This is a genomic window from Nocardia sp. NPDC019219 (assembly GCF_040632645.1).
Taxonomy (GTDB): Bacteria; Actinomycetota; Actinomycetes; order Mycobacteriales; family Mycobacteriaceae; genus Nocardia; species Nocardia sputorum.
Genome location: NZ_JBEYCG010000022.1, coordinates 63375 through 88399, shown reverse-complemented (window position 1 = coordinate 88399; position 25025 = coordinate 63375). Strand labels below are relative to the sequence as shown.

Annotated in this window: 27 protein-coding genes and 1 riboswitch; of the genes, 18 read left to right on the top strand and 9 right to left on the bottom strand. The window is 68.6% G+C overall.

The features are described from left to right. Positions 1-9 precede the first annotated feature (9 nt). Complete coding sequence (locus ABZ552_RS31090; RefSeq protein WP_281875414.1) at positions 10-1008, top strand: DUF4349 domain-containing protein; 999 nt, start codon at positions 10-12, stop codon at positions 1006-1008. Then, the gene (locus ABZ552_RS31085; protein ID WP_281875412.1) at positions 965-1198 is read left to right on the top strand and encodes a DUF167 domain-containing protein; all 234 of its coding nucleotides are present in this window, start codon (positions 965-967) and stop codon (positions 1196-1198) included. The genes ABZ552_RS31090 and ABZ552_RS31085 overlap by 44 nt, the downstream gene beginning before the upstream one ends. A gap of 6 nt (positions 1199-1204) precedes the next feature. On the opposite strand, the gene ABZ552_RS31080 is transcribed toward ABZ552_RS31085, so the two are convergent. Both ABZ552_RS31080 and ABZ552_RS31075 read right to left on the bottom strand, forming a co-directional pair. Further along, positions 1205-1669, bottom strand: coding sequence for a tRNA (cytidine(34)-2'-O)-methyltransferase (locus ABZ552_RS31080; RefSeq protein WP_281875411.1), 465 nt, complete (start codon positions 1667-1669; stop codon positions 1205-1207). A 33-nt stretch (positions 1670-1702) separates the two neighbouring features. Next, positions 1703-2122, bottom strand: coding sequence for a hypothetical protein (locus ABZ552_RS31075; RefSeq protein ID WP_281875410.1), 420 nt, complete (start codon positions 2120-2122; stop codon positions 1703-1705). A gap of 238 nt (positions 2123-2360) precedes the next feature. Between ABZ552_RS31075 and ABZ552_RS31070 the strand changes: the two genes are divergently transcribed. Then, on the top strand, positions 2361-2606 hold the full coding sequence (locus tag ABZ552_RS31070) for a DUF3017 domain-containing protein (RefSeq protein WP_051174893.1): 246 nt from the start codon (positions 2361-2363) through the stop codon (positions 2604-2606). A gap of 38 nt (positions 2607-2644) precedes the next feature. On the opposite strand, the gene ABZ552_RS31065 is transcribed toward ABZ552_RS31070, so the two are convergent. Beyond that, positions 2645-3292: a nitroreductase family protein gene (locus ABZ552_RS31065; RefSeq protein WP_281875408.1), complete on the bottom strand. Its 648-nt coding sequence runs from the start codon at positions 3290-3292 to the stop codon at positions 2645-2647. 69 nt (positions 3293-3361) lie between these two features. Here ABZ552_RS31065 and ABZ552_RS31060 point away from each other — a divergent pair, with 69 nt between their 5' ends. After that, positions 3362-3739, top strand: a complete 378-nt coding sequence (locus tag ABZ552_RS31060; protein ID WP_281875407.1) for a helix-turn-helix domain-containing protein — start codon at positions 3362-3364, stop codon at positions 3737-3739. Positions 3740-3812: 73 nt separating this feature from the next. Here ABZ552_RS31060 and ABZ552_RS31055 read toward each other — a convergent pair whose 3' ends face one another. After that, positions 3813-4970 carry a homoserine O-acetyltransferase gene (locus ABZ552_RS31055; RefSeq protein WP_281875405.1) on the bottom strand — a complete coding sequence of 386 codons (1158 nt, stop codon included), beginning with the start codon at positions 4968-4970 and terminating at the stop codon, positions 3813-3815. Positions 4971-5154: 184 nt separating this feature from the next. Beyond that, a riboswitch (SAM riboswitch) is annotated at positions 5155-5265 on the bottom strand. A 52-nt stretch (positions 5266-5317) separates the two neighbouring features. After that, positions 5318-6031: a TetR family transcriptional regulator gene (locus ABZ552_RS31050; RefSeq protein ID WP_281875403.1), complete on the bottom strand. Its 714-nt coding sequence runs from the start codon at positions 6029-6031 to the stop codon at positions 5318-5320. A gap of 125 nt (positions 6032-6156) precedes the next feature. Here ABZ552_RS31050 and ABZ552_RS31045 point away from each other — a divergent pair, with 125 nt between their 5' ends. From ABZ552_RS31045 to ABZ552_RS31035, 3 genes are all read left to right on the top strand, one after another. Beyond that, entirely contained in the window at positions 6157-7656 is a 1500-nt protein-coding gene (locus ABZ552_RS31045) for an MFS transporter (protein ID WP_281875402.1), read from the top strand. Between the two features lie 351 nt (positions 7657-8007). Then, positions 8008-9225 (top strand): NADP-dependent isocitrate dehydrogenase, encoded by a 1218-nt coding sequence (locus ABZ552_RS31040; protein WP_040864988.1) that lies wholly within the window; start codon positions 8008-8010, stop codon positions 9223-9225. A 285-nt stretch (positions 9226-9510) separates the two neighbouring features. Beyond that, positions 9511-10677 carry an MFS transporter gene (locus ABZ552_RS31035; protein WP_281919458.1) on the top strand — a complete coding sequence of 389 codons (1167 nt, stop codon included), beginning with the start codon at positions 9511-9513 and terminating at the stop codon, positions 10675-10677. A 78-nt stretch (positions 10678-10755) separates the two neighbouring features. On the opposite strand, the gene ABZ552_RS31030 is transcribed toward ABZ552_RS31035, so the two are convergent. Beyond that, on the bottom strand, positions 10756-11442 hold the full coding sequence (locus tag ABZ552_RS31030; protein WP_281875400.1) for a TetR/AcrR family transcriptional regulator: 687 nt from the start codon (positions 11440-11442) through the stop codon (positions 10756-10758). A gap of 366 nt (positions 11443-11808) precedes the next feature. On the opposite strand from ABZ552_RS31030, the gene ABZ552_RS31025 reads away from it, so the two are divergent. The 5 genes from ABZ552_RS31025 (at position 11809) to ABZ552_RS31005 (ending at position 16678) form a co-directional block, all read left to right on the top strand. Beyond that, a complete protein-coding gene (locus ABZ552_RS31025) occupies positions 11809-13026 on the top strand; it encodes a lipid-transfer protein (protein ID WP_357441497.1) in 1218 nt (405 codons plus the stop codon). Positions 13027-13067: 41 nt separating this feature from the next. Further along, on the top strand, positions 13068-13505 hold the full coding sequence (locus ABZ552_RS31020) for an SRPBCC family protein (RefSeq protein WP_159839513.1): 438 nt from the start codon (positions 13068-13070) through the stop codon (positions 13503-13505). Between the two features lie 70 nt (positions 13506-13575). Next, complete coding sequence (locus ABZ552_RS31015) at positions 13576-14457, top strand: MaoC/PaaZ C-terminal domain-containing protein (RefSeq protein ID WP_281916684.1); 882 nt, start codon at positions 13576-13578, stop codon at positions 14455-14457. Positions 14458-14531: 74 nt separating this feature from the next. Further along, positions 14532-15407: an SDR family oxidoreductase gene (locus tag ABZ552_RS31010; RefSeq protein WP_357441495.1), complete on the top strand. Its 876-nt coding sequence runs from the start codon at positions 14532-14534 to the stop codon at positions 15405-15407. Positions 15408-15433: 26 nt separating this feature from the next. Next, a complete protein-coding gene (locus ABZ552_RS31005; RefSeq protein WP_281916686.1) occupies positions 15434-16678 on the top strand; it encodes an acyl-CoA dehydrogenase family protein in 1245 nt (414 codons plus the stop codon). A gap of 320 nt (positions 16679-16998) precedes the next feature. On the opposite strand, the gene ABZ552_RS31000 is transcribed toward ABZ552_RS31005, so the two are convergent. After that, entirely contained in the window at positions 16999-17889 is an 891-nt protein-coding gene (locus ABZ552_RS31000; protein WP_281875395.1) for an alpha/beta hydrolase, read from the bottom strand. Positions 17890-17951: 62 nt separating this feature from the next. Here ABZ552_RS31000 and ABZ552_RS30995 point away from each other — a divergent pair, with 62 nt between their 5' ends. The 3 genes from ABZ552_RS30995 to ABZ552_RS30985 are packed head-to-tail and all read left to right on the top strand — an operon-like array spanning position 17952 to position 19695. Beyond that, the gene (locus tag ABZ552_RS30995) at positions 17952-18728 is read left to right on the top strand and encodes an exodeoxyribonuclease III (RefSeq protein WP_281875394.1); all 777 of its coding nucleotides are present in this window, start codon (positions 17952-17954) and stop codon (positions 18726-18728) included. Next, entirely contained in the window at positions 18725-19201 is a 477-nt protein-coding gene (locus ABZ552_RS30990) for a ribonuclease domain-containing protein (protein ID WP_357441492.1), read from the top strand. Before ABZ552_RS30995 ends, ABZ552_RS30990 begins: the two co-directional genes overlap by 4 nt. Then, a complete protein-coding gene (locus ABZ552_RS30985; RefSeq protein ID WP_281875391.1) occupies positions 19201-19695 on the top strand; it encodes a barstar family protein in 495 nt (164 codons plus the stop codon). The genes ABZ552_RS30990 and ABZ552_RS30985 overlap by 1 nt, the downstream gene beginning before the upstream one ends. A gap of 9 nt (positions 19696-19704) precedes the next feature. Here the strand turns inward: ABZ552_RS30985 and ABZ552_RS30980 are convergent, their stop codons facing one another. Continuing rightward, positions 19705-20340, bottom strand: coding sequence for a TetR/AcrR family transcriptional regulator (locus tag ABZ552_RS30980; protein ID WP_281875390.1), 636 nt, complete (start codon positions 20338-20340; stop codon positions 19705-19707). A gap of 148 nt (positions 20341-20488) precedes the next feature. On the opposite strand from ABZ552_RS30980, the gene ABZ552_RS30975 reads away from it, so the two are divergent. The 3 genes from ABZ552_RS30975 (at position 20489) to yhjD (ending at position 23588) form a co-directional block, all read left to right on the top strand. Beyond that, positions 20489-21421 (top strand): oxygenase MpaB family protein, encoded by a 933-nt coding sequence (locus ABZ552_RS30975; protein ID WP_281875389.1) that lies wholly within the window; start codon positions 20489-20491, stop codon positions 21419-21421. A gap of 21 nt (positions 21422-21442) precedes the next feature. Further along, entirely contained in the window at positions 21443-22474 is a 1032-nt protein-coding gene (gene trpS, locus ABZ552_RS30970) for a tryptophan--tRNA ligase (protein ID WP_281875388.1), read from the top strand. An 82-nt stretch (positions 22475-22556) separates the two neighbouring features. Further along, entirely contained in the window at positions 22557-23588 is a 1032-nt protein-coding gene (gene yhjD, locus ABZ552_RS30965) for an inner membrane protein YhjD (protein ID WP_281881144.1), read from the top strand. Positions 23589-23626: 38 nt separating this feature from the next. Here the strand turns inward: yhjD and ABZ552_RS30960 are convergent, their stop codons facing one another. After that, on the bottom strand, positions 23627-24928 hold the full coding sequence (locus ABZ552_RS30960) for a serine hydrolase (RefSeq protein ID WP_281875387.1): 1302 nt from the start codon (positions 24926-24928) through the stop codon (positions 23627-23629). Positions 24929-25025: the final 97 nt, after the last annotated feature.

The following is a 25025-nucleotide window of genomic DNA, read 5'->3' as shown; positions in this document are numbered from 1 at the left end:
GTGCCAGGCATGAGGAAGCTTGCTGTGCTGTGTGTCGGCGTGCTGGGGTTGGTTCTGCTCGCCGGTTGCGGTGACGACGACGCGAGACCCGCGCGGGACCGGTCGTCGACGGTGGTCACCGGTCCCGCCGCCCCAGCGATCGTGCCGCCGGGAGCACACGAGCTGGCGCCGCCGAAGCGGGACAACAACTCCGGCGGCGAACCGGTGTCCACGCGCAAGGAGGTGGTGACCGGCAGCGTCGAGATCACCGCCGACGCGCCGGTCGCCGCGGCGGGCACGATCATCGACCAGGTGCGCGCCGCGGGCGGCCGGGTCGACAGCCGCACCGAGCAGCCCGGCACCGACGACACCGAGCCCAGCGCCACGCTGGTCGTCCGCCTGCCCGCCGACAAGACCGACGCGTTCATCACGGGTCTCGGCGGGGTCGGGCAGGTCACCCGGGTCACCACCAACCGCGACGACGTCACCATGCAGTGGGAGGACCTGGACGCGCGGATCAGGGCCTTGCAAGCGTCGGTGGAGCGGCTGCGCGCGCTTATCGCGGGCGCCACCAGCACCTCCGACCTGCTCGCCGCCGAGCAAGCGCTGTCGGGCCGCCAGGGTGAGCTGGACAGTCTCACCGCGCAGAAGCGACGCCTCGATGACCAGGTCGCCTTGTCCACGCTGACCATCGAGATCACCACCGACCGCGACGGGCCCGGCGACGACCCGGACAATTTCTGGGACGGCATCGTCGCCGGCTGGAATTCCCTGGTGGACTGGCTGCAGGACGCCGTCGTGTTCAGCGGCAAGGCGATTCCGTGGCTCGGCTTCCTCGCTGCGGTGGCCGCCGTGCTGTGGGGTGTCGCCCGGCTGGTGCGGCGGCGTCGGAAGCCCGCGCCGCGTAGGGAAGAATCGGCGCAGGCTCCCGCGGAGCCCGCGAGCAGCGCCGCGGACGGCGCGCAGACCAGCGCAGGAGGCAAGAGTGCCGACGGTGGTAAGGGCGACGATCAAGCCGAACAGCCGTAAGGGCCCGCTGGTGGAAACCCTCGACGACGGTAGTCTGCGGCTGTACGTGCGGGCTCCCGCCGTCGAGGGGAAAGCCAACAAGGCGGCCGTCGAATTGCTCGCCGAGCACTACCGAGTCCCCAAGTCCGCCGTCCGGCTGGCCGCGGGCGCGACATCCCGCTTCAAGCGCTTCGAAATCGACCTGCCGTGACCACGCCTATACGCCGCCGGGAAAGCCCAGTTGGCGCCACGCTTCATAGACGGTGACCGCGGCCGCGTTGGACAGGTTCATGGAGCGGCGGCCGGGCAGCATCGGGATGCGCAGCCGGTCGGTGACGTGCGGGTCGGCCAGCACCTCCGCGGGCAGGCCGGTGGGTTCCGTGCCGAACAGCAGCACGTCGTTCTCCTGGTAGGCCACCTCCGTGAACCGGGTGGTGGCCTGCGTGGTGAACGCGAAAACCCGCTCCGGTCGCAACGTCTCCCACGCCGCCGTCAGATTCGGGTGCACCGTCACCGACGCCAGATCGTGGTAATCCAACCCGGCCCTGCGCAACTTCGGCTCCGACAGATCGAACCCCAACGGCTCGATCAGATGCAGATGACACCCGGTCCCCGCGACCAACCGGATCGCGTTGCCGGTATTCGGCGGAATGCACGGCTCGTGGAACATCAGATGGAACACGGGTGTCAGTCAATCAGGTCTCTCGGCCCGGCCTCAGCCGAAGCTGCCCGTGCTCGGCTTGCCGACCACGTCGACGGTGACGATGTCCGTCGTCGCGGTGTAGCCCTCGCGGGGATCGCCGGTGGGCCGTTCCCAGGCGCACGCGCCACGCACGCGCATCTGCCCGGCGGGCAGGGACCCGTTGCCGAGCGACGTCTGAACCATCTTGCCGTAGGCGATGGCGAACGACGTGGGGTTGTTGCCGCCGAAGATCTCCCCGGTGTCGTCGTTGTACACCCAGCACACACCCTCGGCGTTGGGGTTGTGGAATTTCGCCGACACGGTTCCGGGCACCGAGAAGACCTCTTCGAGCACCGGAGCCGACAGCGGAGGCGTCGCGGTCGCGGTGGCGCCGGAACCCAGCGCCACCGGAAGTGCGGCGAGCGCGAGAAGGGGGAGTCGTCGAAGGATCATGATCGAGATGATGCCAGCTCACCGGCCCTGGCCATATTTCGTGGCCCAGCAGTGTTCCTCGGGCGATCGCGGCGACGCTTCGCGCGCAATCGTCACTGCCGAGGCGCTGACCTGCTGCGGCTGCCCGCTGCCGGTCGGTGGCGGGTGCGTCTGCAAGAATCGGGGCGTGACCGATGCCGACACGCCTGTCGCCGGGCGACGCAGTCCGGGGGCGGAGTTCTTGCGTTCCCATCTGCCGATGGTGGTTGTGACGCTGGTCATCGTGGTGGCGGTGGTGTTCGTCGCGTCCGATCGGTGGCGGCGCGGGGCGTTCTTCTTCGGTGGGGCGACGTTGCTGGCGGCGGCGTTCCGGCTGTGCCTGCCGACCGCGCGGGTGGGGCTGCTGGCGGTGCGCAGCAAGCCCTTCGACGTCGGCGCGCTGACCCTGCTCGGGTCGAGCATCCTGTTTCTCGCCGCCACGATCAACACGCTCGGCGTCGGCTGAGACTTGGGCGACCGGGCCCGGCCGGGCCGCCCTAGCGATCAGTGGGCAGCGGGATATCGCTCGGCGAAGACCGTTCGCTCCCGCGGGCGGCGGCCGGGGTGCGGTGGGACGGTGTCGCTGTAGCCGACGGTGACCAGCACCGCGATGGCGAGATCGTCGCGATCGCCGATGCCGATGGCTTGTTTCACCAGCGCGGGGTCCCAGCCGTTCATCGGCGCCGAGGCCAAGCCGAGGCCGGTGGCGGCGAGCATCGCGTAGGTGGCGGCGATCATCGCGTTCTTGACGGCGTTCTCCCGCAGCAGCCCGTGCCGCTCCAGTGCCAAGTACTCGGCGCGCGTGTCGAACATGGCGGTGAACTCGGCGTTCCACGCGCCGTTGCGGCCGGCCAGTTCGGCGATGTCGGCGTTGGCCGCTCGCCAGGCGGCGGCATCGGCGACGAAGACCAGCACCACCGGCGCTTCCTTCGGCTGCGGCTGGCCGAACGCCGCCTCCGACAGCGCGGCGCGGCCGGATTCACTCGTCACCACCACGATCGACCGGTCCTGCATGTTCCACGCGCTCGGCGCTTGCATCGCCAGCTCGAGCAACTCCTCGATCAGCTCGGGCGCCACCGGGTCCGGGCGGTAGTGCCGTACCGTGCGACGCCCACGGATCGCGTCGGCCACCGAAAGTGTTTGCGTTTCCATATTTCTAACTATCGGAGAGTCACACTCCAATAGGAAGAAGGCACTGATAAGTGCGCTACACTCCGATAGGTGTCCACCTTCGTCGCAAGTTCCGGCCTGCCCTCCGACGTGTACTCCGCGAAGTGCCCGACGCGGGAGGTTCTCGACCACATCGCGGGCAAGTGGACGGTGCTCATCATCGACGCGCTCGCCGACGGCACCCTGCGCTACACCGACCTGCGCCACCGCATCGAGGGGATCTCGCAGAAGATGCTGACGCAGACGTTGCGGCAATTGGAGAACGACGGATTCGTCACCCGCACGGTGCATCCCACCGTCCCGCCGCGGGTGGACTACACGCTCACCGAACTCGGCCACAGTCTGCGCACGCCGATCGCCGCGCTGCGGGAATGGATCGAAACCAACATCAACCAGATCGAAGCCGCGCGGCGGGGCGCGGCGCTCTGAGCACAAGGCGACGCGGACGGCGCTCGGAACGCCGCCGGGCACTGTTCGGCGCTGGGCGGCCGGGCGGAACCGCTCAGCGTTCGGGCCGCACCACGTCCCGGGCCAGGCGCATGGTCTCGGTCAGCAGCTTCGACACCGCCGCCGCTTCGGTGAGGAATCCGTCGTGCCCGTCGCGTGAGTGCACGACGTCCAGCCCATCGCAGCCGGGCAGCAGATCGGCGAGTTCCTGCTGGGTCCGCAGCGGGTACAGCCGGTCGGAGTCGACGCCGCCGACCACGCACGGCACCGGCGTCGCCGCGAGCGCCGCCTCGATGCCGCCCCGGCCGCGACCGACGTCGTGGCGGTTCATCGCTTCGGTCAGCAGCACGTAGGTGGCGGGATCGAAACGCTTACAGAGCTTTTCGGCCTGGTGGTCCAGGTAGCTCTGCACAGCGTAGCGGCCGCCGTGCCACGGGTCCTCGTCGTCCTGCGGCTTGTTCTCGAACCGGTGATCCAGCTCGAATTCGGTGCGGTAGGTCAGGTGCGCGATCCGGCGGGCCAGGGCCATGCCCGTCGTCGGGGCACGGCCGGTGCCGTGATAGTCGCCGCCCTGCCAGTCCGGATCGGCCTTGATCGCCGCGATCTGGGTGGTCTGGGTGCCGATCTGGTCGGCGGTGGCGCGGGCGCCGACCGCGAGCACCAGTGCTGCGGCGACCCGCTCCGGCGACCCCACCATCCACTCGAGCACCCGCATGCCGCCCATCGACCCGCCGACAACGGCGGCGAGCCGCTCGATGCCGAGCAGGTCGAACAGAGCCGCCTCGGCGGTCACCTGATCGCGAATGGATATTTCGGGAAATCTTGCGCCCCAGGGCTTTCCGTCCGGGGCGAGGCTGGAGGGCCCGGTGCTGCCCTTGCAGCCGCCGAGCACGTTCGTCGCGATCACGCACCATTCATCGGTGTCCAGCGGCGCACCAGGTCCGACCATGCCGTCCCACCAGCCGGGCATCGGGTGCACGTCGTCGGGCTTTCCGACGACGTGTGAGTCGCCGGTCAGCGCGTGTTCGACCAGCACGACGTTGTCCAGGCCGGGCGAGAGCTCGCCCCAGCGCTGCACCGCCAAGTGGACGTCCGGGATCACCGCGCCGTTCTCCAGTCGCACGTCCCCGATGGCGATGGTGCCGAGCCGCCCATCCGGGGGCGGCAGGGCGACGCCGGAGGTCCGTGCGCTCGCTTCGGTGCCCACGGTCACGTCGCCGCCGTCGCGAAACCGGCGTGTGTATCCGCGATGTCCACGCTGCGGAAAGACCACTGCGCGGGCTCGGCCCCGGGCGCGGTGAATTCACTCATGGTTTGCTCCCAAGCAGGTGTTCGCCGGTACAGCAGGGGTTAGCGGTGTGTGGGTGACGAACAACAACACATGCCGGCGACCTCCTGTTACGCGCTTGCTCCCGGCTTTCGGGAGCCAGGTCATCACCCGGAGCACCCCACCGCGGCTGGAGGGTTGCCGACCAGCGAGCCGGGGCTTGGCGCTGGTACTCATGACCTGCCCGGCATCATAACCGGCGGGCGGTCAGCGCTCGAAATCCTCCACCGAACTCACTGGTCCGCGGCGTTCTGCGCCCCGCAGCAGGCGCGGACGAACTCGTCGTAGGCCTCGGTGAACGCGGCGCGCCCCGCCCTGGCCGCGGCCGACAGGTCCTCGTCCAGGAATGTGTCGTCCGAGCATTCCATGCCGATGTGGCCGATCAGTTGCCAGGTGCCGACGATGAGCCGCACGGGACGCGCGTCGGGTGTGGTGCCCAGACGCTCGGCGACCACCGCCGCGATCGCGGTGTTCTTGTCGTCGGCGTGTTCCATGCTGCGCGCGCTGACCGAAGGGCTGCTGCGCAGGATGCGCTGTATCTGCTGGAACTGCCGGAACGACAGCGGATCGGCATCGCCGGCCTCGGCGGCCCGATCGACCACGTGCAGGAAGGCCGTGCGCAGCGCCTCGAGTTCGTTGCCCGTGCGGGGCAGCTCGCGCAGCGTCTCGGCGATGGTGCGGCCGAAGTCCTGGACCGGCCCGAGGACGATGTCCTCCTTGTTGTCGAAATAGCGATTGATCGTGCGCGGTGAGACGTCCGCCACGTGGGCGATCTGCTCGATCGTGGTCGCGTCGAAGCCCTGCGTATCGCACAGATCCAAGGCGGCCGCGATGATGCGCAACCTCGTCTGCTGCTTTTTGCGTTCGCGCAGCCCTGTGGTCGGTGGGGCGCTCGCGGCGCGGTCGGCCGCTGCGCTCGCGCCCATCGGCGCCGATGACTCGAGCATGTCCCCATGCTAACGCAACCTGCTGTTTTCCTGTCCTTAACGGTCAAATGTCGTAATGCGACATTTTTCTCTTGACGACAAATGTCGCTCGATGACAGGATGGCTCGGACGACGAAGACGAGGAGATGACCGTGACGGAAACGGCAACGGCGGTGCAGGCGCCGCGGACAGCGGCCGGTTCGGCGCGCTGGCTCGCGCTGGCAGTGATCGCATTGGCCCAGCTCATGGTGGTGCTGGACGCCACCATCGTGACCATCTCGCTGCCGTTCGCGCAGCGTGATCTCGACATCAGCGACGGCAACCGGCAATGGATGCTCACCGCCTACACGCTGATCTTCGGCGGCTTGCTGCTGCTGGGCGGCAGGTTGGCCGATTACCTCGGCCGGCGCCGCATCTTCATCATCGGCCTGATCGGTTTCGCGGGCGCTTCGGCGCTGGCCGGTCTCGCGCAGAACGGCGCGGAACTGTTCGCCGGGCGCGCGTTGCAAGGCGCGTTCGCCGCGCTGCTCGCCCCGGCGGCGCTCTCGCTGCTGTCGGTGACCTTCACCGAACCGGGTGAGCGGGCCACCGCGTTCGGCGTGTTCGCGGGTATCTCCGCGGGTGGTGCGGCGCTCGGCCTGATCGCGGGCGGCGCGCTCACCGAATACGCCTCCTGGCGCTGGTGCTTGCTGGTCAACACCCCGATCGCGCTCATCGCGCTGTTCGGTGCGCTGGCCTGGGTCGCCAAGGACGTGCCCGCGCCGCGCAGCGGGGGATACGACGTGCCCGGTGCCGTCACGGTGACGCTCGGCCTGATCGCCATCGTGTACGGCTTCAGCCGCGCCGCCGACGACGGCTGGCTGGCCGGCAGCACCCTCGCGCTGCTCGTCGCCGGGCTGGTCCTGCTCGCCGCCTTCGTCGCGATCGAACGGCGCTCGTCGAACCCGCTGCTGCCGCTGCACATTCCGGGTGAGATCAACCGGGGCGGCGCGTTCCTCGCCGCGCTGCTCATCCCGATCGCGATGTTCGCGATGTTCCTGTTCCTGAGCTACTACTTCCAGATCACGCTGGGCTACTCCGCGCTGAAGGCGGGCTTCGCGTTCCTGCCGTTCCCGGCGGGCATCGCGATCTCGGCGGGTGTCACCAGCGCCCTGCTCCCGAAGCTCGGCCCGCGGCCGCTGATGCTGGCCGGCGCCGTGCTCGGTGTCATCGGCCTGCTGCTGCTGGCCCAGCTCGGCTACGGCGACAGCTTCCTCGCCGGGGTGCTGCCGGCTCAGGTGCTCATCGCGCTCGGCATGGGTCCGCTGTTCGTCGGGATGCAGACGGTCGCGCTGCATCAGGTGGAGGAAGAGGACTCCGGCGTCGCCTCCGCGCTGCTGAACGCGGCGCAGCAGGTCGGCGGTGCGGTCGGGACGGCGCTGCTGACCACGATCTCGGTGCAGGTGGCCAAGTCCTTCGCGCAGGACAACCCGGGCATCGACAACCTGGCCGCGCGTGCCGCGATCCACAGCTACGACGTCGCCTTCTATGTGGGCGCCGGGTTCTTCCTCGCGGCCATCCCGATCATCGCCCTGATGATCCGGGACCGGCCGGAGAACCTCATCGAGGGTTCCGAGGAAGGAACCCGGATTCCGGTCGCGGTCTGATCCGCCCGCCCGAGAGGTCCGCGCAACGTCACGACGTTGCGCGGACCTCGTCGTCTGCCAGACGGTTGCCGGGCCGGGAAGGAAGGCGGATCATGGCGGCGACGGCGGTTGCGCGGACGCCCCGAGAGCCGTCGCCGACCTACCAATCGGTAACAAAGGTGGCGCAGCTCACTCCGGGGGCTGCCCGTGCGGTGAGGACTCGGGCAGCAGTACGCTTGTCTTGTTTGCACCACACGTCTCGCCGACAACGCGGGACATATACGTTGTCTGTTGGAACAGCTGGGGTCCGCTCACAAGCGTGTTCGCCTGGCCGTGCAATGAGGGCACCATCCTAGGAGGACACGAAGATCCATGTCCAAGATCAAGGTTGAAGGCACCGTCGTAGAACTCGACGGCGACGAGATGACCCGGATCATCTGGCAGTTCATCAAGGACAAGCTGATCCACCCGTATCTCGATGTGAACCTGGAGTACTACGACCTCGGCATCGAGTACCGGGACAAGACAGACGACCAGGTCACCGTCGACGCCGCCGAAGCCATCAAGCGGCACGGCGTCGGTGTGAAGTGCGCCACCATCACCCCGGACGAGGCGCGGGTCAAGGAATTCGGCCTCAAGAAGATGTGGCGCTCGCCCAACGGCACCATCCGCAACATCCTGGGCGGCACGATCTTCCGCGCCCCGATCATCATCTCGAACGTTCCCCGGCTGGTTCCGGGCTGGACCAAGCCGATCATCATCGGCCGCCACGCCTTCGGCGACCAGTACCGCGCCACGGACTTCAAGGTGTTCCAGGGCGGCACCGTCACCTTGACCTTCACCCCGGACGACGGCAGCGAGCCGATCGTGCACGAGGTCGTGAAGATGCCCGAGGACGGCGGCGTCGTCATGGGCATGTACAACTTCCGCAAGTCCATCGAGGATTTCGCGCGGGCGTCGTTCAACTACGGCCTGCAGCAGAACTACCCGGTGTACATGTCGACGAAGAACACCATCCTCAAGGCCTACGACGGCATGTTCAAGGACACCTTCCAGGACATCTTCGACGCCGAGTTCAAGAGCCAGTTCGACGCGGCGGGCCTCACCTACGAGCACCGCCTGATCGACGACATGGTCGCCTCCTCCATGAAGTGGGAGGGCGGCTACGTCTGGGCGTGCAAGAACTACGACGGCGACGTGCAGTCCGACACGGTGGCCCAGGGCTTCGGTTCGCTCGGCCTGATGACGTCGGTGCTGCTCACTCCGGACGGGCAGACCTGTGAGGCCGAGGCCGCGCACGGCACCGTCACCCGGCACTACCGCCAGCACCAGCAGGGCAAGCCGACCTCGACCAACCCGATCGCGTCCATCTTCGCCTGGACCCGCGGGCTCGAGCATCGCGGCAAGCTCGACAACACCCCCGAGGTGATCGGGTTCGCGCAGACCCTGGAGGACGTCGTCATCAAGACCGTCGAGGGCGGCCAGATGACCAAGGACCTCGCGCTGCTCGTCGGCGGTGACCAGGGCTACCTGAGCACCGAGGAGTTCCTCGGCGCGCTGGACGCCAATTTGGCTCGCGCACTGCGCTGAGCCGCTCCGGCGCCGCGTCGTTGCGGGCCGGGCCGCGTCGCTCGGCCGACTCCGGCGCTGGGTGCCCAACCCAGCGCCGGGCTGAATCTCGGGCACCCGCCCCACCTCGGTGGAACGGGTGCCCGGACTGTTTTCGCGACTGTCGTTCCTGGCCTTGTGGTGGGCGAACTCACCTTCGCCCGGGAAGCGAATGCGGTCCGCGGCCGGTTACATGAACACGTGACCAGCCCCGTGATTACCAGTGCCGCCGCTCCGCCCGGACGCACCGATTGGCACGTACCCGCCATGCTGGCGCTGGCCCTCGGCGGATTCGGGATCGGGACGACCGAGTTCGTCACCATGGGTTTGCTGCCGGACATCGCGTCGGCCGTGCACGTCTCCGAGCCGACGGCGGGACACGCGGTGTCGGCTTACGCGCTCGGTGTGGTGATCGGCGCGCCCCTGATCGCGGCGTTGTGCGCGCGGGTGCCGCGCAAGCGCCTGCTCGTGGCGCTCATGGTGGCGTTCACCGTTGGTAACGCGGCGACCGTGCTGGCGCCCTCGTTCGGGATGTTGGTGCTGGCGCGGTTCGTATCCGGATTGCCGCACGGCGCCTATTTCGGCGTCGCCTCGCTGGCCGCCGCCAGTCTCGCCCCGGTAGGACAGCGGGCCAAGGCGGTTGCTGCGGTTATGCTGGGATTGAGCGCCGCCAATGTCGTCGGCGTTCCCGCAGCTACCTGGCTCGGCCAGCATCTCGGCTGGCGGGACGCGTTCGTAGTGGTCGCGCTGATCGGGGTGACCACCGTAGCCGCGCTCCTGCGCTTCGTCCCCGAACTCACCGGCGTCACGGTGACCGATCCGATGACCGAACTCGGCGCGCTGCGCCGTCCACAGGTGCTGTTGACGTTGCTGGTGGGCGCCGTCGGATTCGGCGGCATGTTCGCCGTCTACACCTACATCGCGACCACGCTCACCGACGTCGCCGGTCTGCGCGCCGGCGCGGTCCCGTTGGTGCTGATGTTGTTCGGCGTGGGCATGGTGATCGGGAACATCGCCGGCGGTGTGCTCGCCGATCGCGGTGTGGACCGGGCCATCTCGGTGTCGATGGTCGCGATGACCGTCATCCTCGGCGGCTTCGTCGCCGCCGCGCACAACCCGTACACCGCGGCCTTCGGCGCGTTGCTGGTCGGCGCGTCCGGGGCCGCGCTGGCGCCCGGGCTGCAAACCCGCTTGATGGACGTGGCAGCCGACGCACAGACCCTCGCCGCCGCCCTCAACCACGCCGCTCTGAACATCGCCAACGCCGCGGGCGCCTGGCTGGGTGGCCTGGTCATCGCCGCGGGCCTGGGCTACACGGCACCGGCCGTGGTCGGCGCCGCCCTGGCCGCGATCGGCTTCTTGTTGTTCACGGCGACCGTCTGGACCGCGCGCGGATCACGCTCGGCCGGGGACAAGGAGCGAGCGGCGCGGTAGCGCCCTGCCGAACGCGGGCCTGTAAAGCGACGTCGTCTTCCCGATGCGCGACCCGGCGCGTGACGACCTTCCGAAGGGTCACCCGCGGTGGCCGTCGGAATCCGGACGCGCCGGGTCGGGTGAGGAAGGTTCGGAGCGGGCGGCGAGGGCCCGACCGGCGATCTCGTGCAGGTGCGCCGAGGCGCGCCGCCACCGGCGACGGGCGCGCTCGTCGTCGGGGTCGATGAAGTTGGAGATCAGGATGCCGCGCAGCGCGTCCATGGCCGTGTAGATGAAGTCGCGCGCTTCCTTGCGGCGCACGTCGTCCGGCACGAACCGGGCGACCGCCAGCAAGACGGCGTTGTTGACGAACGGCTCGACCTTCTCCATCGCCGCGGCGAGCACCGGGTCGGTCCGTCCTGCCACCCACAGTTCCACGGTCGCGATGAACAGCGGGCCCTGATGCAGGTCCCACAGGAACTCCAGTGCCGCCGCCACCGGATCGTCGCCGGTTTCGACCCGCGACATCTCCCGCATGGCGGTTTCGGCGCGCAACTGCGCGAGATGACTGATCGCGGCCACCACGAGATCGGTTTTCGAGCCGAAGTGATGCACTTGGGCCCCGCGGGTCACCCCGGCGCGTTCGGCTACCCGTGGCGTCGTGGTGCCGGAGTATCCGTACTCGACCAGGCAGTCCACCGTCGCGTCCAGCAAGCGGGTGCGCATCTCGGTGCTGCGCTGCTCCTGCGTCCGGCGCTGCTGCTTCGCGACTACGCTCCTGGCCATCGCTCGATCGTACACTTACATACACTGCTGTATGTTCCGGCTCGGGCGCGGATTGCCGCTGGGGCCGGGAATCGTTCTGGACGTCAGGGTGGGGCGAGTTCGATGTCGTCGGCAGGCCGGCATTGCTTGCTCCCCGTTCTCGAAGGGGCGGCGAAGGTATGGCTGCTCGCATTGGCCCTGGTCTCGGGGCGGTGATCGAAGAACAAGCATGTCTCACTGTATGTAGCAGGCGCGATGCAATCAGCTGGTTAACCGGCTGCCGGTCGGACTCCTGCGGAATCCCTTGCCTTATTTACATACAACCTTGTATGTTTGTTTTCACTCGTTCGGCCGCCGCGCGGCGTACGCACAGATGTGAGGAGTTCGATGGCGAACAAGGTCTACGTCGTCGGTGTCGGGATGACGAAGTTCGAGAAGCCGGGCCGCCGCATGGTCGAGGAGGCCGACGGCACCACCCGCGCGTGGGACTACCCGGACATGGCCAGGGAATCGGGCACCAAGGCGCTCGCGGACGCCGGGATCGCCTACGACCTGGTGGAGCAGGCCTACGTCGGCTACGTCTACGGCGAATCCACCTCGGGCCAGCGTGCCGTCTACGAACTCGGCATGACCGGCATTCCGGTGGTCAACGTGAACAACAACTGCTCCACCGGCTCCACCGCGCTGTACCTCGCGGCGCAAGCGATCCGCGGCGGTCTGGCGGACTGCACGCTGGCGCTGGGCTTCGAGAAGATGCAGCCCGGATCGCTCGGATCCACCTGGGACGACCGCGAGCAGCCGATGGCCAAGCACGTCATGGCGCTGGCCGAGATCTCCGAGGTGCTCTTCCCGGTGGCGCCGTGGATGTTCGGCGCGGCGGGGCGCGAGCACATGAAGCAGTACGGCACCACCGCCGAGCACTTCGCCAAGATCGGCTACAAGAACCACAAGCACTCGGTGAACAACCCGTACTCGCAGTTCCAGGACGAGTACACCCTCGACGACATTCTCGCGTCGCGGATGATCTACGACCCGCTGACCAAATTGCAGTGCTCGCCGACCTCGGACGGATCCGGTGCGGTGATCCTGGCGAGCGAGGCTTTCGTCGACGCCCACGACCTCGCCGGACAGGCGGTGGAGATCGTCGGCCAGGCGATGACCACCGACTTCGCCTCGACCTTCGACCAGACCGCCAAGAACCTGATCGGCTACGACATGAACGTCCAGGCCGCGCGAAAGGTCTACCAGCAGTCGGGGCTGGGCCCGGAGGACTTCCAGGTCATCGAGCTGCACGACTGCTTCTCGGCCAACGAACTGCTGCTCTACGAGGCGCTCGGACTGTGCGGCGAGGGCGAGGCCGGGCAACTGGTGGACGACGGCCGGACCACCTACGGCGGCACCTGGGTGGTCAACCCATCCGGCGGCCTGATCTCGAAGGGGCATCCGCTCGGCGCGACGGGGCTCGCGCAGTGCTCGGAGCTGACCTGGCAGCTGCGCGGCACCGCGGACAAACGGCAGGTGGAGGGCGTCACCGCCGCCCTGCAACACAACATCGGCCTCGGCGGCGCGGCCGTCGTCACCGCCTATCAGCGCGCCGATCGCTGAACGCGGCCCGGCCCTGAACGAACTCGACGAGGAGTCGACATATGGGACACATCGAAGCCACCAAAGACGTGAACGCCGCCCCGGAGGCCCTGTGGGCGGTCGTCTCCGACCCGCAGACCTGGGACAAGTGGTTCACCATCCACGAACGCTTCATGGAGGAGCCGCCCGCCGTGCTGAGCGAGGGCGCCAAGCTGGTCGCCAAGATCGTGATGCTCGGCATGGCGAACAAGCTGGAATGGACCATCGTCGCGGTGGACGCGCCGCACAAGCTGACCCTCGGCGGCACCGGCATGGCCGGGGTGAAGACCGAATTCACCTTCGACATCCGGCCCAACGGCGAGGGAAGCACCGTCCTGGTGTCCGGCGACTTCGAGGGCGCTCTGATCAAGGGCGCGCTCGGCAAAGCAGTGGAGAAGGACGGCATCAAACAGCTGGACCGATCCCTCGAACAACTCGACGCCCTGGCTGTAGCGGCATGAGCGGTCAGGCCCGGAGGCGGCAGCGCAGCGTGACCACGGAGGGCCCCGCTCATGCCGAAAGGCGCAGAGCATGAGCGGTCAGGCCCCGGGGACCGCCCGGGTGGTCGAGTTCGATGACAGCGGCTTGGAGACCTGGTCCGACGAGGAGCGTTTCGAGGTCACCGCCGAGCGCATCGCGGAATACGCCGCCGCGACGAACGATCCGATCGCCGCGCATCTGGCCGGGACGGTGGCCGGACCGGTCTTCGCCATCGTGCCGGTGTTCGAGGCCATGATGATGCCCGTCATCGATGTCGCGCCGATGGACATCTTCGGCCGGGTCGTGCACGGGGAGCAGGACTTCCACTTCCACCGCGCGATCCGGCCCGGCGATCGTCTGGTGTCGCGGGCGAAGGCGATCGGCTACACCAGCCGTCCGAACGGGACGGCCATCACCATCCGCATCGAATGCCGCACCGAGGCGGGCGAACCGGTCAACGACCAGTACCTGACCGCTTTCTTCCGCAACATCGATGCGGGCGCGACAGTCGGCCAGGCCGCTCCGGCGCACAAGTTCGACGAGCGGCTGCGCGAGCAGGACCCGGTCGCCGTGGTGGCGCAGCATGTGGACCACGACCAAACCTTCCGCTACGCACCGGCGTCCGGCGATCCGGTGCCCCTGCACCTGGACGAGCAGGTCGCCAAGGACGCCGGGCTGCCCGGCATCATCGCGCACGGCTTGTGCACCATGGCGTTCGCGTCCTGGGCGGTGCTCACCGAGGTCGCGGCCTCGGATGTGCACCGGCTCCGGCGCTTCGCGGTGCGCTTCGCCAAACTCGTCTTCCCCGGTGACGATCTGGAGACCCGCATCTGGAAGGCGGGCTCCGCCGACGGCGTCACCCGCTACGCCTTCGAGACCGTGCGCGGCGACGATGTCGTGCTCAGCGACGGACTGGCCGAGATCACCGACTGACCAACGCGCGGCGGCACCGACACCGCCGCGTTCTTTCCCATCGCCGGAATCGGCGCGACTTCAGGAGACAACACATGGGCGTACTGGCCGGACGGGTCGCCGTCATCACCGGCGCGGGGCGCGGCATCGGCCGCGAGCACGCACTGCTGTTCGCGAAGGAAGGGGCCGCGGTGGTCGTCAACGACCTCGGCGGCAGCAACGCGGGCGAGGGGACCGACACCGGCCCCGCCCAGGAGGTGGTGCGCGAGATCGTCGCCGCGGGCGGCAAGGCGGTGGCCAACACCGACGACGTCGCCACCTGGGACGGCGCGCAGAAGCTGGTCGACCAGGCGGTCGCCGAGTTCGGCGGGCTCGACGTCGTGGTCAACAACGCGGGCATCCTGCGGGACGCCTTCCTCGCGGGCATGTCCGAGGCACAGTGGGACGCGGTGATCGCCGTGCATCTCAAGGGCCACGCCGCGGTGCTGCATCACGCCGCCGCGTACTGGAAGCAGCAGTCCAAGGCGGGCAACCAGCCCAAGGCCGCGGTGATCAACACCGCCTCGGCGTCGGGCACCACGCTGCCCAATCCCGGTCAGGCCAATTACGGCGCGGCGAAGGCCGGGATCGCCGCGCTGACCCTGGTGGCCGCCGACGAACTGGCGCGCTACGGCGTCCGGGTCAACGCGATCGCGCCGATCGCCCGCACCCGGCTCACCCTGGCCACTCCCGGTATGGGGGAGATGCTGGCGGCCGAGGCGGAGTCGTCCGAAGGCGGGTTCGACGCGTTCGCGCCGGCCAATATCGCGCCGCTGGTCGCCTATCTGGCCGCCGAAGCATGCCCGATCACCGGGAAGGTATTCGCGGTGCAGGGCGGCGCGATCTCGGAGCTGGCCGGTTGGCACGATGTGAAGACCATCGAGACCGAGGGTCCCTGGCTGATCGACGACATCGCCGCCCGGCTGCCCTGACCTCGGGGAATGTGAGGAGAACGACGATGTTCGAATGGTCCGAGACCGATCTGCTGATCCGCGACGCCGTCCGGGCGTTCATCGACAGGGAGATCCGCCCGAATCTGGACGCGCTCGACAGCGGCGATTTGCCGCCGTACCCCGTCATCCGGAAGTTGTTCCGCGAGTTCGGGATCGACGTGATGGGCGGCGAGGCTGTGCAGAAGATGCTGGCCAAGCAGGAGGCGCGCGCGGCGGGGGAGCCGGAACCGGAGCGGAAGAGTTCCGGCGCGAGCCCGTTCGCCGGACAGGAATCGCTGATGGCGGTGCTCATCGGCGAGCTGTCGGGGGTGTGCATGGGCCTGGTCTCCGCGATGGGGGTGAGCATCGGTCTGGGCGCCACCACGATCATGTCGCGAGGCACCCTGGCTCAGAAGCAGCGCTGGCTGGAGGACATCGTCACCATGCGCAAGGTGGCGTCCTGGGCGATCACCGAACCGGACTCCGGTTCCGACGCGTTCGGTGGCATGAAGACCTACGTCAAGCGCGACGGGGAGGACTACCTGCTCAACGGCCAGAAGACCTTCATCACCAACGGTCCGTACGCCGACGTGATGATCGTCTACGCGAAGCTCGACGACGGCGCGGGCGGCGACAAGCGCGACCGCAAAGTGCTCGCCTTCGTGCTGGACAAGGGCATGCCCGGCCTCACCCAGGGGAAGCCGTTCAAGAAGATGGGCCTGCATTCCTCGCCGACCGGTGAGCTGTTCTTCGACAACGTGCGCGTCGGCCGGGACCGGCTCCTCGGCGAGACCGAGGAGCACAAGGGCGGCGACGGGCGGGAGAGCGCGCGGTCCAGCTTCACCGCCGAGCGCGTCGGCGTGGCGTTCATGGCGCTGGGCATCATCAACGAGTGTCATCGGCTGTGCGTGGAGTACGCCAAGACCCGCAAGCTCTGGGGCCAGGAGATCGGGCGATTCCAGCTGGTCCAGTTGAAGCTGGCGAAGATGGAGATCGCGCGGATCAACGTGCAGAACATGGTGTTCAACACGCTCGAGCGCGGCCGGGCGGGCAAACCCCCGACCCTGGCCGAAGCCTCCGCGATGAAGCTGTACGCCTCCGAGGCCGCCACCGAGGTGGCTATGGAAGCGGTCCAGCTCTTCGGCGGCAACGGCTACATGACCGAGTACCGCGTGGAGCAACTCGCCCGCGACGCCAAGTCGCTGATGATCTACGCGGGCAGCAACGAGATCCAGGTGACCCACATCGCGAAGGGATTGCTGGCGCAGTAAGTCGACAACTTCGCGAGCCATAGCCCGTTCGCGGCCCGGCTCGCGTTTGCGCGGCCGCCGCGTCCGCGACGAACGAGCAAGCGGCGGTCACCCAAAGGAGTCTCTCGAAACGGCGAGCCACGGGCCGTAGCGCTCGGCCTCTGACGCGCCCAGCGCACCTCGACCCCAGATTTCGAGCGAAGCGAGACCGAGCATTGCCCGTTCGCGGCCCGGCTCGCGTTTGCGCGGCCGTCGCGCAGGCGACGAAGTCGCAAGCGGCGGTCGCGCAAACGCGAGCCACAAGGGGGCCGCGAACACCCAGCGCCGAAGGCGCTGGAAAATCACACAGCCCGTAACCGGGTGCGGCTGGCGTAGACGTGTTCGGCGATGAGGGTGGCGATGCGGTCGGGCGCTTCCAGCATCGGTACGTGGCCGACGCCGTTGACCAGGATGCGGTCGGCGGATTCGGGCAGTTCCTTCAAGTAGCGGCGGGCGTACACGCGGTTGGGGATCACCCGGTCGTACTCCGAGAGCAGCAGCCGGACCGGCGTGCGCAGGGTGGAGAGGTCTTCCTGGGCCGGCGCCCGCATCGCGCCGAGAATCATCGGCACCATCGCCGGGCAGTGCAGTGCGGCGGCGAGGGCGGCGGCAGCGTCGCGCCGGGGCACCGCGGCGGCCTGCTTGCTCAGGGCGAGCAGCGCGATCCGCTGGGCGAGCCTGTTGCCGATCGCGAATCCGCCCAAGCGCTTGCCGATTTCGACGATCGGCACCAGGGAGAGGAATTTGAGATTGACCCGCCACTGCGTCAGCGAGGGCGCGTGCCAGCCGCCCGCGGGCGCGATGAGCGTCAGGGTGCGGGCACGTCCGCGGCGGGCGAGTTCGACGCCGACCAGACCGCCGAGCGAGTTGCCCGCGATATGGCAGGTGCGCCAACCCAGTTCGTCGAGCTGTTCGCAGATCCGGTCGGCCAGCGTCGACACGTTCACCGCCGGGCCCTCGGCGGGCGCACCGCCCCAGTGGCCCGCGAACGCGGGCGCGAACACTTCGCAGTGCGTCGACAGTCGCGCGGCGGTCTGCTCCCAGCAGTGCGGCGACATCATGAATCCGTGCAGCAACAGCAGCGGGTCGCCGGAACCCACATGCAATGCCTTGATCGGCTGGGGCTGTTTCGCCCGGGTGGATCCGCGCACGGCGGCGGAGGAGGACTGGGAGGTGTCGGACGACATCGTCATCACCCCTTCCTGGACGGCAGTGTCCGGGGGACTTCATCTGACCCGCATTGTACGGTCGTGGGGTGCCGTATATCTCGACAGTGAACGTGAACGGTGTCCGCGCGGCCGCGGGCAAGGGGCTGCTGGCCTGGCTCACGGCCACCGAGGCGGACGTCGTGTGCGTGCAGGAGACCCGCGCCACCGACGAGCAGGTGAGGGCCGCGCTGGCCCCCGCCCTCGACGCGGGATGGCAGTTGTCGCACGCCGAGCCGGAGTCCAAGGGCCGCGCCGGTGTCGGCATCCTGTCCCGGCGGGCGCCGAGCGCGGTGCGAGTCGGCTTCGGCAGCAGTGAGTTCGCGGCCGCGGGCCGCTATCTCGAGGCCGACTTCGACGACGTCACCGTGGCCAGCGTCTACGTGCACTCCGGTGACGCGGGCACGGTTCGCCAAGACGAGAAGTATCGCTTCATGGCCGAGCTCGGCGCGTACCTCGCGACCCGAACCGGGGATTTCGTGGTCGCCGGGGACTGGAACATCGCGCACACCGAGCGTGATCTGAAGAACTGGAAGGGCAACCTGAAGTCGGCCGGGTTCCTGCCGCAGGAGCGGGCGTGGATCGATGAACTGCTGGCCGCCGGATACGTCGACGTGGTGCGCAAGCTGCATCCCGAGGTCGACGGTCCGTACAGCTGGTGGTCCTACCGTGGCCGCGCGTTCGACAACGACAGCGGCTGGCGCATCGACTATCACCTGGCCCGAGGCGATCTGGCCACCCGCGCCAAAGCCGCGATAGTGGAGCGCGCCGCCGCCTACGACCAGCGCTGGTCCGACCACGCCCCCGTCACGGTGCAGTACCGATGAACCGGTCGATCAAGCGCGGCCTCGGACTGCTCGGCGCGGTGGCCTTGGTGGTGCTGGCCGCGGTGCTCGCGTTGTACGACGGCGGCGATACCACCACATCCACCCCGACCACCGTCGTGACGGGCACGGTCACCTCGACCGCCACGGCACCGCACGGTACGGACAGCGCGTCACCGGTCACCCAGGCGGCCGGCGTCCCCGAACGCGCGTACGTCACCCTGCGGGAGATCGATGCGCGACGGTGGCCGGACTCGGCGAACGCCCCGGGCACCAAAGGGGGCGAGCGATGGCAGAACCGCGGCCGCGACCTGCCCACCACCGACGGCTCCGGTAAACCGATCACCTATCAGGAATGGGACGTCAATCCCAAGCAGCCCGGCCGATCCCGCGACGCCGAACGCATCGTCACCGGCAGCGACGGCTCGGCCTGGTACACCGGCGACCACTACCAGACCTTCACGAGGATGCGCTGATGACAAAGACCGTCACGCTGTCGCAGTTCCTTGCCCGTCCCGACGCGGACGACGCGCCGCCCAGCGCGGAACTCGCGCCGCCGCGCGTCACGTTCGGCGCGCTCGCGGTCGACGCCGCCGAGTTCAGCGCGGTGCGGGACAAGGCGCCTTCCGGCTACCTGGTGCGCGAGCTGCGCGGCGCGAAGATGCCGACCACCGCCCGGCTGTTCGACGAGTTCGCCGCCGCGTTCCAGTTTCCGTACTACTTCGGTGAGAACAAGGACGCATTCGACGAATGCCTGCGTGACCTGGACGATTTCCTCGGCGAAGGCGCCGGATACGTTGCGGTGGTGCGCGAGTCGGCCGAGTTGCTGGCCGAGGAGCCGATCGAGCGCGACTGGTTCGCCGAGGCCATGCGCGACTGCGCCGCCTACTGGTCGCGGCGGGACGTGCTCTTCCGGGTCGTCCTGCAAGGCGACGCGCCCGATCTGCAGGACGTGTCGCTGCGGCTGTGACCGGGGCCGTTACCGCAATTTGTCGGCCAGGTCCTCGCCGAGCAGGACGAAGACGTCGACCGTGTGCTCGATCAGTTCGTCGCGGGTGAGGTTCAGATCGCCCTGGAGCCAAGCGGTCAGCGTCTGCACCAGCCCCCCGACCAGGTAGAGGGCGCGGAAGTCGACCGCCGAGGCGGGGGCCGAGTCGGGCATCCGGTAGAAGTCGGTGCCCTCCGCGGCCACCATCCGCGCGAATCCGCGGACCGTCTCGGTGGTGCGGGCGCGCAGTTCCGGGGTCGCCATGCCCGCGATCAACGCTGCCTTCGCCTTGCGTGGGTCGTCGGTGAGCAGATGTACGCCGGCGGTGATCGCGGCGTGCGCGGTGGCGCGTGTGTCCGGCGCGGCGGTGCGCACGGCCGCGAGAATGGCCGCCGCGAGTTCTGCGGCGATTCCGTCGATCAGGGCGGTGAGCACGGCGTCGCGGCTGTCGAAGTTCTCGTAGTAGTACCGCTCGTTGAGACCGGCCCGCGCGCACAACCCCGACACGGTGAGTTTCCCCAGCCCCTCAGTGCCGATGATCTCGAGCGCGGCCTCCAGCAACGCGCCGCGCCGCTGGGCCCGGCGCTCCTCGGCGGATATGCCTCCATAGGTTCGTTGCGCCGTCACAGTTCGATTCTTACAGGTGCCTCAGGTCCCAGCGTCTACCTCGCCGTCCACGCCGGACGCGGCTCGGCAACATTCTGGAGGTATCTCTTGCCAGAATAGCGGATTCTGGTGGATGCTATTGCCAGATGTTCTCGACGAGGAGGCGGCGATGTCCGAGCCCGGCTATTTCAGTGACCACTCGATGGTCCGGCGGGTGATGAGCAAGCGCGCGGTGGGGCTGACCTACGGCTTGCGCGCGCTGGTGATCGGCGCGGTGCACCCGCTGCTCTACGTCGGCACCGCGGAGAACACCGAGCACCGGATGACGCCCTACACCCGGCTCGCGCTCACCGGCCGCCTGTTCGAGGCGGTGTTCCTCGGCAGCAGAGCCGAGGCCGACCGCGCGCTGGCATTCACCAGGAAACGGCACGTCAAGGTGCGTGGCGCGCTCCCGGAGGACGCCGGAGCCCACCATCCGGCAGGCACCGGATACTCCGCGCTCGACCCGCACCTGATGTTCATGACGATGGCCTTCACGTTCGACTCCGCCGAGGTGATGTACGACCTGCTGGTGCGCACCATGACCGATGGCGAGCGGGAGGGGCTCTACCAGGACTACGTGCGCTGGGCCGAGCTGTTCGGGATGCCCGCGGACGCCGCACCGGCCGATTACGCCGGGTTCCGGGCCTACTTCGACGACTATCTCGCCTCCGACCAACTGTTCCTGACCGACGAGGCGCGGCTGGTCGGTTCCTACCTGGCCGGACAGCGCGTCCCGTATTCGCAGGGCGTGCCGATGCAGCAGGTCACCTCCGCGTTCTACCTGCTGGTGCAGGGCAGTCTGCCGGCCCGCATCCGGCGGATGTACGGCATGCGCTGGGGCGCGGTCGAGGAGGTCGCCTACCGGGGGCTTTCCCAGGCGGTCCGCACCGCGCACGTGTCGGTTCCGCTGGTGCCCCCGGTGCTGCGGGACACGCTCGCCGGCCCGAGCGCGCCGGTCTACAAAATGCTGTCCCGGCGTGAGCGCGAACTGGTCAGCGGCGGCAGGCCGAGCATGCCCGGAGTGGACCCGCGCAACTGGGTGCAGCGAAATTCGGCTTGAGTCGCATGCGAAGATCGGGGTATGTCCAGTCCTGCGCCCAGCCCGGCCGCCGAACGCAAACAGCGGGTTCTGTCCGGGATCCAGCCGACCAGCTCCTCGTTTCATCTAGGGAACTACCTTGGCGCGCTGCAGTACTGGGTGACCATGCAGGACGACTACGACGCGCTGTATTTCATCCCGGATCTGCACGCGATCACGGTGCCGCAGGAGCCCAAGGAGCTGAGGCTGCGCACCAAGGCCGCCGCCGCGCAGCTGCTCGCGCTGGGCATCGACCCGAAGAAGTCGACCTTGTTCGTGCAGAGCCAGGTACCCGAGCACGCCGAGCTGGCCTGGGTGCTGAGCTGTCTCACCGGTTTCGGCGAGGCCAGCCGGATGACCCAGTTCAAGGACAAGTCGGTGAAGCAGGGGGCGGAGAACGCGACCGTCGGTCTGTTCACCTACCCGGTGCTGATGGCCGCCGACATCCTGCTCTACCGCGCCCATCAGGTGCCCGTCGGCGAGGACCAGCGTCAGCACCTGGAGCTGACCCGGAACCTGGCCCAGCGCTTCAATACTCGGTTCAAGAAGACGTTCGTGGTGCCGGAGGCGCACATCGTCAAGGGCACGGCGAAGATCCACGACCTGCAGGATCCGACCGCGAAGATGAGCAAGTCCGCCTCCACCGACGCGGGCCTGATCAACCTCCTCGACGACCCGAAGGTCACCGCGAAGAAGGTGAAATCCGCGGTCACCGACACCGAACGCGAGATCCGGTACGACCCGGAGCGCAAGCCGGGCGTCAGCAACCTGCTGGTGATCCTGAGTTCGCTGACCGGTGCGCCGATCGTCACCCTGGAGAAGGACTTCGAGGGTAAGGGCTACGGCGAGCTGAAAGCCGACGTGGCGGACGCGCTGGTCGAATTTGTCACGCCGTTGCGGGCGAAGGTGCAAGAGTACATGTCGGATCAAGGTGAACTCGACCGTGTACTCGCCGCCGGAGCCGAGCGCGCGCGAGAGATCGCCGGCAACACCCTCGCACAGGTCTACGACCGGGTCGGCTTGCTGAGCCGCTAGGCTGCCGCGCCTTCGCTGGGCGGTTGTCGCGCGCCCGGCCGGGTAACACCGGTGTGAGGTCTCTTGGTCGAAGGGGCGAATGGTGCAGGTGATCGACAATGTCAAAGCCGGGATCGAACGCCGGATTCAGGCGCAGCCGTGGCTGGACCACTTGGTCCGCACCGCGGGACGCTATCAGCGGCAACGCGGCGACTACTACGCGGCGGGTATCACGTATTTCACTGTGCTGTCGTTGTTTCCGCTGCTCATGATCGCTTTCTCGGTCGCGGGCGTGGTCTTGTCCAGCAATCCGGAGCTGCTGGAGGAGTTACGGTCCAAGATCGTCGAGAACATTCCCGGCTCGTTCGGCACCCAGCTCAACGACCTGGTCGATCAGGCGGTGGAGTCGCGGCGCACGGTCGGCGTGCTGGGTCTGGTCACCGGCGTCTACAGCGGGTTGGGCTGGATGGCCAACCTGCGTGCCGCGCTCACCGAGCAATGGGAGCAGAAGTCCCCGGACGGCAATTGGCTGATGACCAAGCTCTCCGATCTGGGGGCGCTGGTCGGTCTCGGGCTCGCCTTCGCCGTGTCGCTCGGGTTGTCGGCGTTGGCCTCGAGCACCCTCGGCAGGCGGCTGCTCGAGAGCATCGGCCTCGATGAAGCGCCCGGGGCGGGCGTGCTGCTGTGGCTGTTGTCCACCTCGCTCGGGTTCCTCGCCTCCTGGGCGGTGTTCGCGTGGGTCATCGCCCGATTGCCCCGGGAGCCGGTGACGCTGGCCAGCGCCGCCAAGGCGGCTGCCATGGCCGCGCTGGTGTTCGAGGTGTTCAAGATCGTCGCGTCGATCTATCTGCGATCGGTGCTGAGCAGCCCCGCGGGCGCCACATTCGGCTCGATCATCGGCCTGATGGTGTTCAGTTACGTCACCTACCGCATCGTCCTGTTCGCCACCGCGTGGGCCGCCACCGCGGCGGAGAACGAGCCGGAAGCGGAGATTCCCGCACCCGGACCCGCCGTGATAGCGCCGCGGGTCAGCGCACGCGAGATATCGGCGGGCGTGGGCGCCGCCTACTTCGGCGCGGGCGCGCTTGCCGCCCTCGCGCTTTCCGGCCTACGTAAGTTGCCCGGACGTCGCTGATCTGTCCACCGCGCCGAGTGGCTCGTGCGCGGGTTCGATCAGCGCCGCCGGTTGACCTGCCGTGCGGCTAGCAGCAGCGCGGCGACCACGAGGACGCCGCCGATGATCAGCAGGGTTCTGGCGCCGGTCCGGCGATCCTCGGCCGCGGGCATGGCGGACGGGTCGCTGCCCGGCACCGAAGGCGTGGCCCGGTCGCTGCCCGCCGTGGGCGGCGCGGCCAAGGTGACCGCGCTCTGGTCCCGCTGGGGCACCACCGCACCGGGCAGGTTGCCGATCGCGGCGCCGCGGGGCAGGGCGAATCCGTAATCGAGCAGGCGGGCGGCCTGTTCCCAGGGCCGCAACGGTTGCACGTCGGCCTTGAGCAGGGTGACGGTGAGTCTGCGGCCGCCCCGCTGTGCGGCGGCGACGAAGGTCTGGCGCGCGTCGTCGGTGAAGCCGGTCTTGCCGCCGAGCGCGCCGTCGTAGTTGTAGAGCAACTGGTTGTCGTTGCCGATCGGGTAGCCGGGACGGTCGGTGTCGCCGGGAATCGCCGGGTCGGCCGGGTAGCCCGGGAAGTCGACCTGCTCGGTGTGGATCAGCTCGGCGAACAGCGGGATGGTCATGGCCTCGCGAAACAGCACGGCGAGGTCGTAGGCCGAGGTACTCATCCCGGGCCCGTCCAGCCCGGACGGCGTGGCCGTGCGAGTGTCCATGGCGCGCAACGATTTCGCCAAGTCGTTCATCTTCGCGACGGTCGCCGCGTCGCCGCCGAGCTGCGCGGCGATGGCATGCGCCGCGTCGTTGCCCGAAGCCATGATCAGCGCCTGCATGAGCTGCCGGTTCGTATATCGGCCGCCCGGCCCGATGCCGACGCGGGTGCCGTCGACATCGGCGTCGGCCTGCGTGCCGACCACCACCTTGTCCAGCTGCAGCGTGCGCAGCGCCAGCGTGGCCAGCAGCACTTTGATCGTGCTGGCGGGCCGGTAACGCCCGTGCGGGTCCTTCGCGGCCAGCACTTCGCCGCTGTCCAGATCCGCCACCAGCCAAGCCGTCGCCGAGATGTCCTGCGGGGCGGGTGGCGCGGCTTTGGGAAGCACCACGCCGCACTCGCCGAGGCGCGCGCCGCCGATCGGCGGGGAGGGGATCGGCAGCGGGGCCGGGGTCGGTTGTCCGGGCGCGGGCACTTCGGAGGCGTCGATCGGCGCGGGCGGCAACGTCTTCTGCGGGCAGCCGTCGGTGTTCGGGGTGGTGAACGGCGTAGTGGTGCCGGGCTCGGCGAGCGACGGCGCGGCCGTCGCTCCGATCGCGGCGACGGCCAGCACGACGCCCACGCAGAGCAAGGCACGGCGAGTGATCTTCATCGCCGATGAGCCTAGCGAGCGATCCGGTGATCGGCCGCACACGCTCGGCAGGTCCGGACAAGATATTGACAGACTCTACTAAATGACAGTTACTATC

What these genes read in the sequence shown, in the direction of transcription:
- ABZ552_RS31090 (WP_281875414.1), top strand. Translation starts at nt 10, where the DNA reads ATGAGGAAGCTTGCTGTGCTGTGTGTCGGCGTGCTGGGGTTGGTTCTG.
- ABZ552_RS31075 (WP_281875410.1), bottom strand. Translation starts at nt 2,122, where the DNA reads ATGATCCTTCGACGACTCCCCCTTCTCGCGCTCGCCGCACTTCCGGTG.
- ABZ552_RS31070 (WP_051174893.1), top strand. Translation starts at nt 2,361, where the DNA reads ATGGTGGTTGTGACGCTGGTCATCGTGGTGGCGGTGGTGTTCGTCGCG.
- ABZ552_RS31065 (WP_281875408.1), bottom strand. Translation starts at nt 3,292, where the DNA reads ATGGAAACGCAAACACTTTCGGTGGCCGACGCGATCCGTGGGCGTCGC.
- ABZ552_RS31050 (WP_281875403.1), bottom strand. Translation starts at nt 6,031, where the DNA reads ATGCTCGAGTCATCGGCGCCGATGGGCGCGAGCGCAGCGGCCGACCGC.
- ABZ552_RS31045 (WP_281875402.1), top strand. Translation starts at nt 6,157, where the DNA reads ATGACCGTGACGGAAACGGCAACGGCGGTGCAGGCGCCGCGGACAGCG.
- ABZ552_RS31040 (WP_040864988.1), top strand. Translation starts at nt 8,008, where the DNA reads ATGTCCAAGATCAAGGTTGAAGGCACCGTCGTAGAACTCGACGGCGAC.
- ABZ552_RS31035 (WP_281919458.1), top strand. Translation starts at nt 9,511, where the DNA reads ATGCTGGCGCTGGCCCTCGGCGGATTCGGGATCGGGACGACCGAGTTC.
- ABZ552_RS31030 (WP_281875400.1), bottom strand. Translation starts at nt 11,442, where the DNA reads ATGGCCAGGAGCGTAGTCGCGAAGCAGCAGCGCCGGACGCAGGAGCAG.
- ABZ552_RS31025 (WP_357441497.1), top strand. Translation starts at nt 11,809, where the DNA reads ATGGCGAACAAGGTCTACGTCGTCGGTGTCGGGATGACGAAGTTCGAG.
- ABZ552_RS31020 (WP_159839513.1), top strand. Translation starts at nt 13,068, where the DNA reads ATGGGACACATCGAAGCCACCAAAGACGTGAACGCCGCCCCGGAGGCC.
- ABZ552_RS31015 (WP_281916684.1), top strand. Translation starts at nt 13,576, where the DNA reads ATGAGCGGTCAGGCCCCGGGGACCGCCCGGGTGGTCGAGTTCGATGAC.
- ABZ552_RS31010 (WP_357441495.1), top strand. Translation starts at nt 14,532, where the DNA reads ATGGGCGTACTGGCCGGACGGGTCGCCGTCATCACCGGCGCGGGGCGC.
- ABZ552_RS31005 (WP_281916686.1), top strand. Translation starts at nt 15,434, where the DNA reads ATGTTCGAATGGTCCGAGACCGATCTGCTGATCCGCGACGCCGTCCGG.
- ABZ552_RS31000 (WP_281875395.1), bottom strand. Translation starts at nt 17,889, where the DNA reads ATGACGATGTCGTCCGACACCTCCCAGTCCTCCTCCGCCGCCGTGCGC.
- ABZ552_RS30990 (WP_357441492.1), top strand. Translation starts at nt 18,725, where the DNA reads ATGAACCGGTCGATCAAGCGCGGCCTCGGACTGCTCGGCGCGGTGGCC.
- ABZ552_RS30985 (WP_281875391.1), top strand. Translation starts at nt 19,201, where the DNA reads ATGACAAAGACCGTCACGCTGTCGCAGTTCCTTGCCCGTCCCGACGCG.
- ABZ552_RS30975 (WP_281875389.1), top strand. Translation starts at nt 20,489, where the DNA reads ATGTCCGAGCCCGGCTATTTCAGTGACCACTCGATGGTCCGGCGGGTG.
- trpS (WP_281875388.1), top strand. Translation starts at nt 21,443, where the DNA reads ATGTCCAGTCCTGCGCCCAGCCCGGCCGCCGAACGCAAACAGCGGGTT.
- ABZ552_RS30960 (WP_281875387.1), bottom strand. Translation starts at nt 24,928, where the DNA reads ATGAAGATCACTCGCCGTGCCTTGCTCTGCGTGGGCGTCGTGCTGGCC.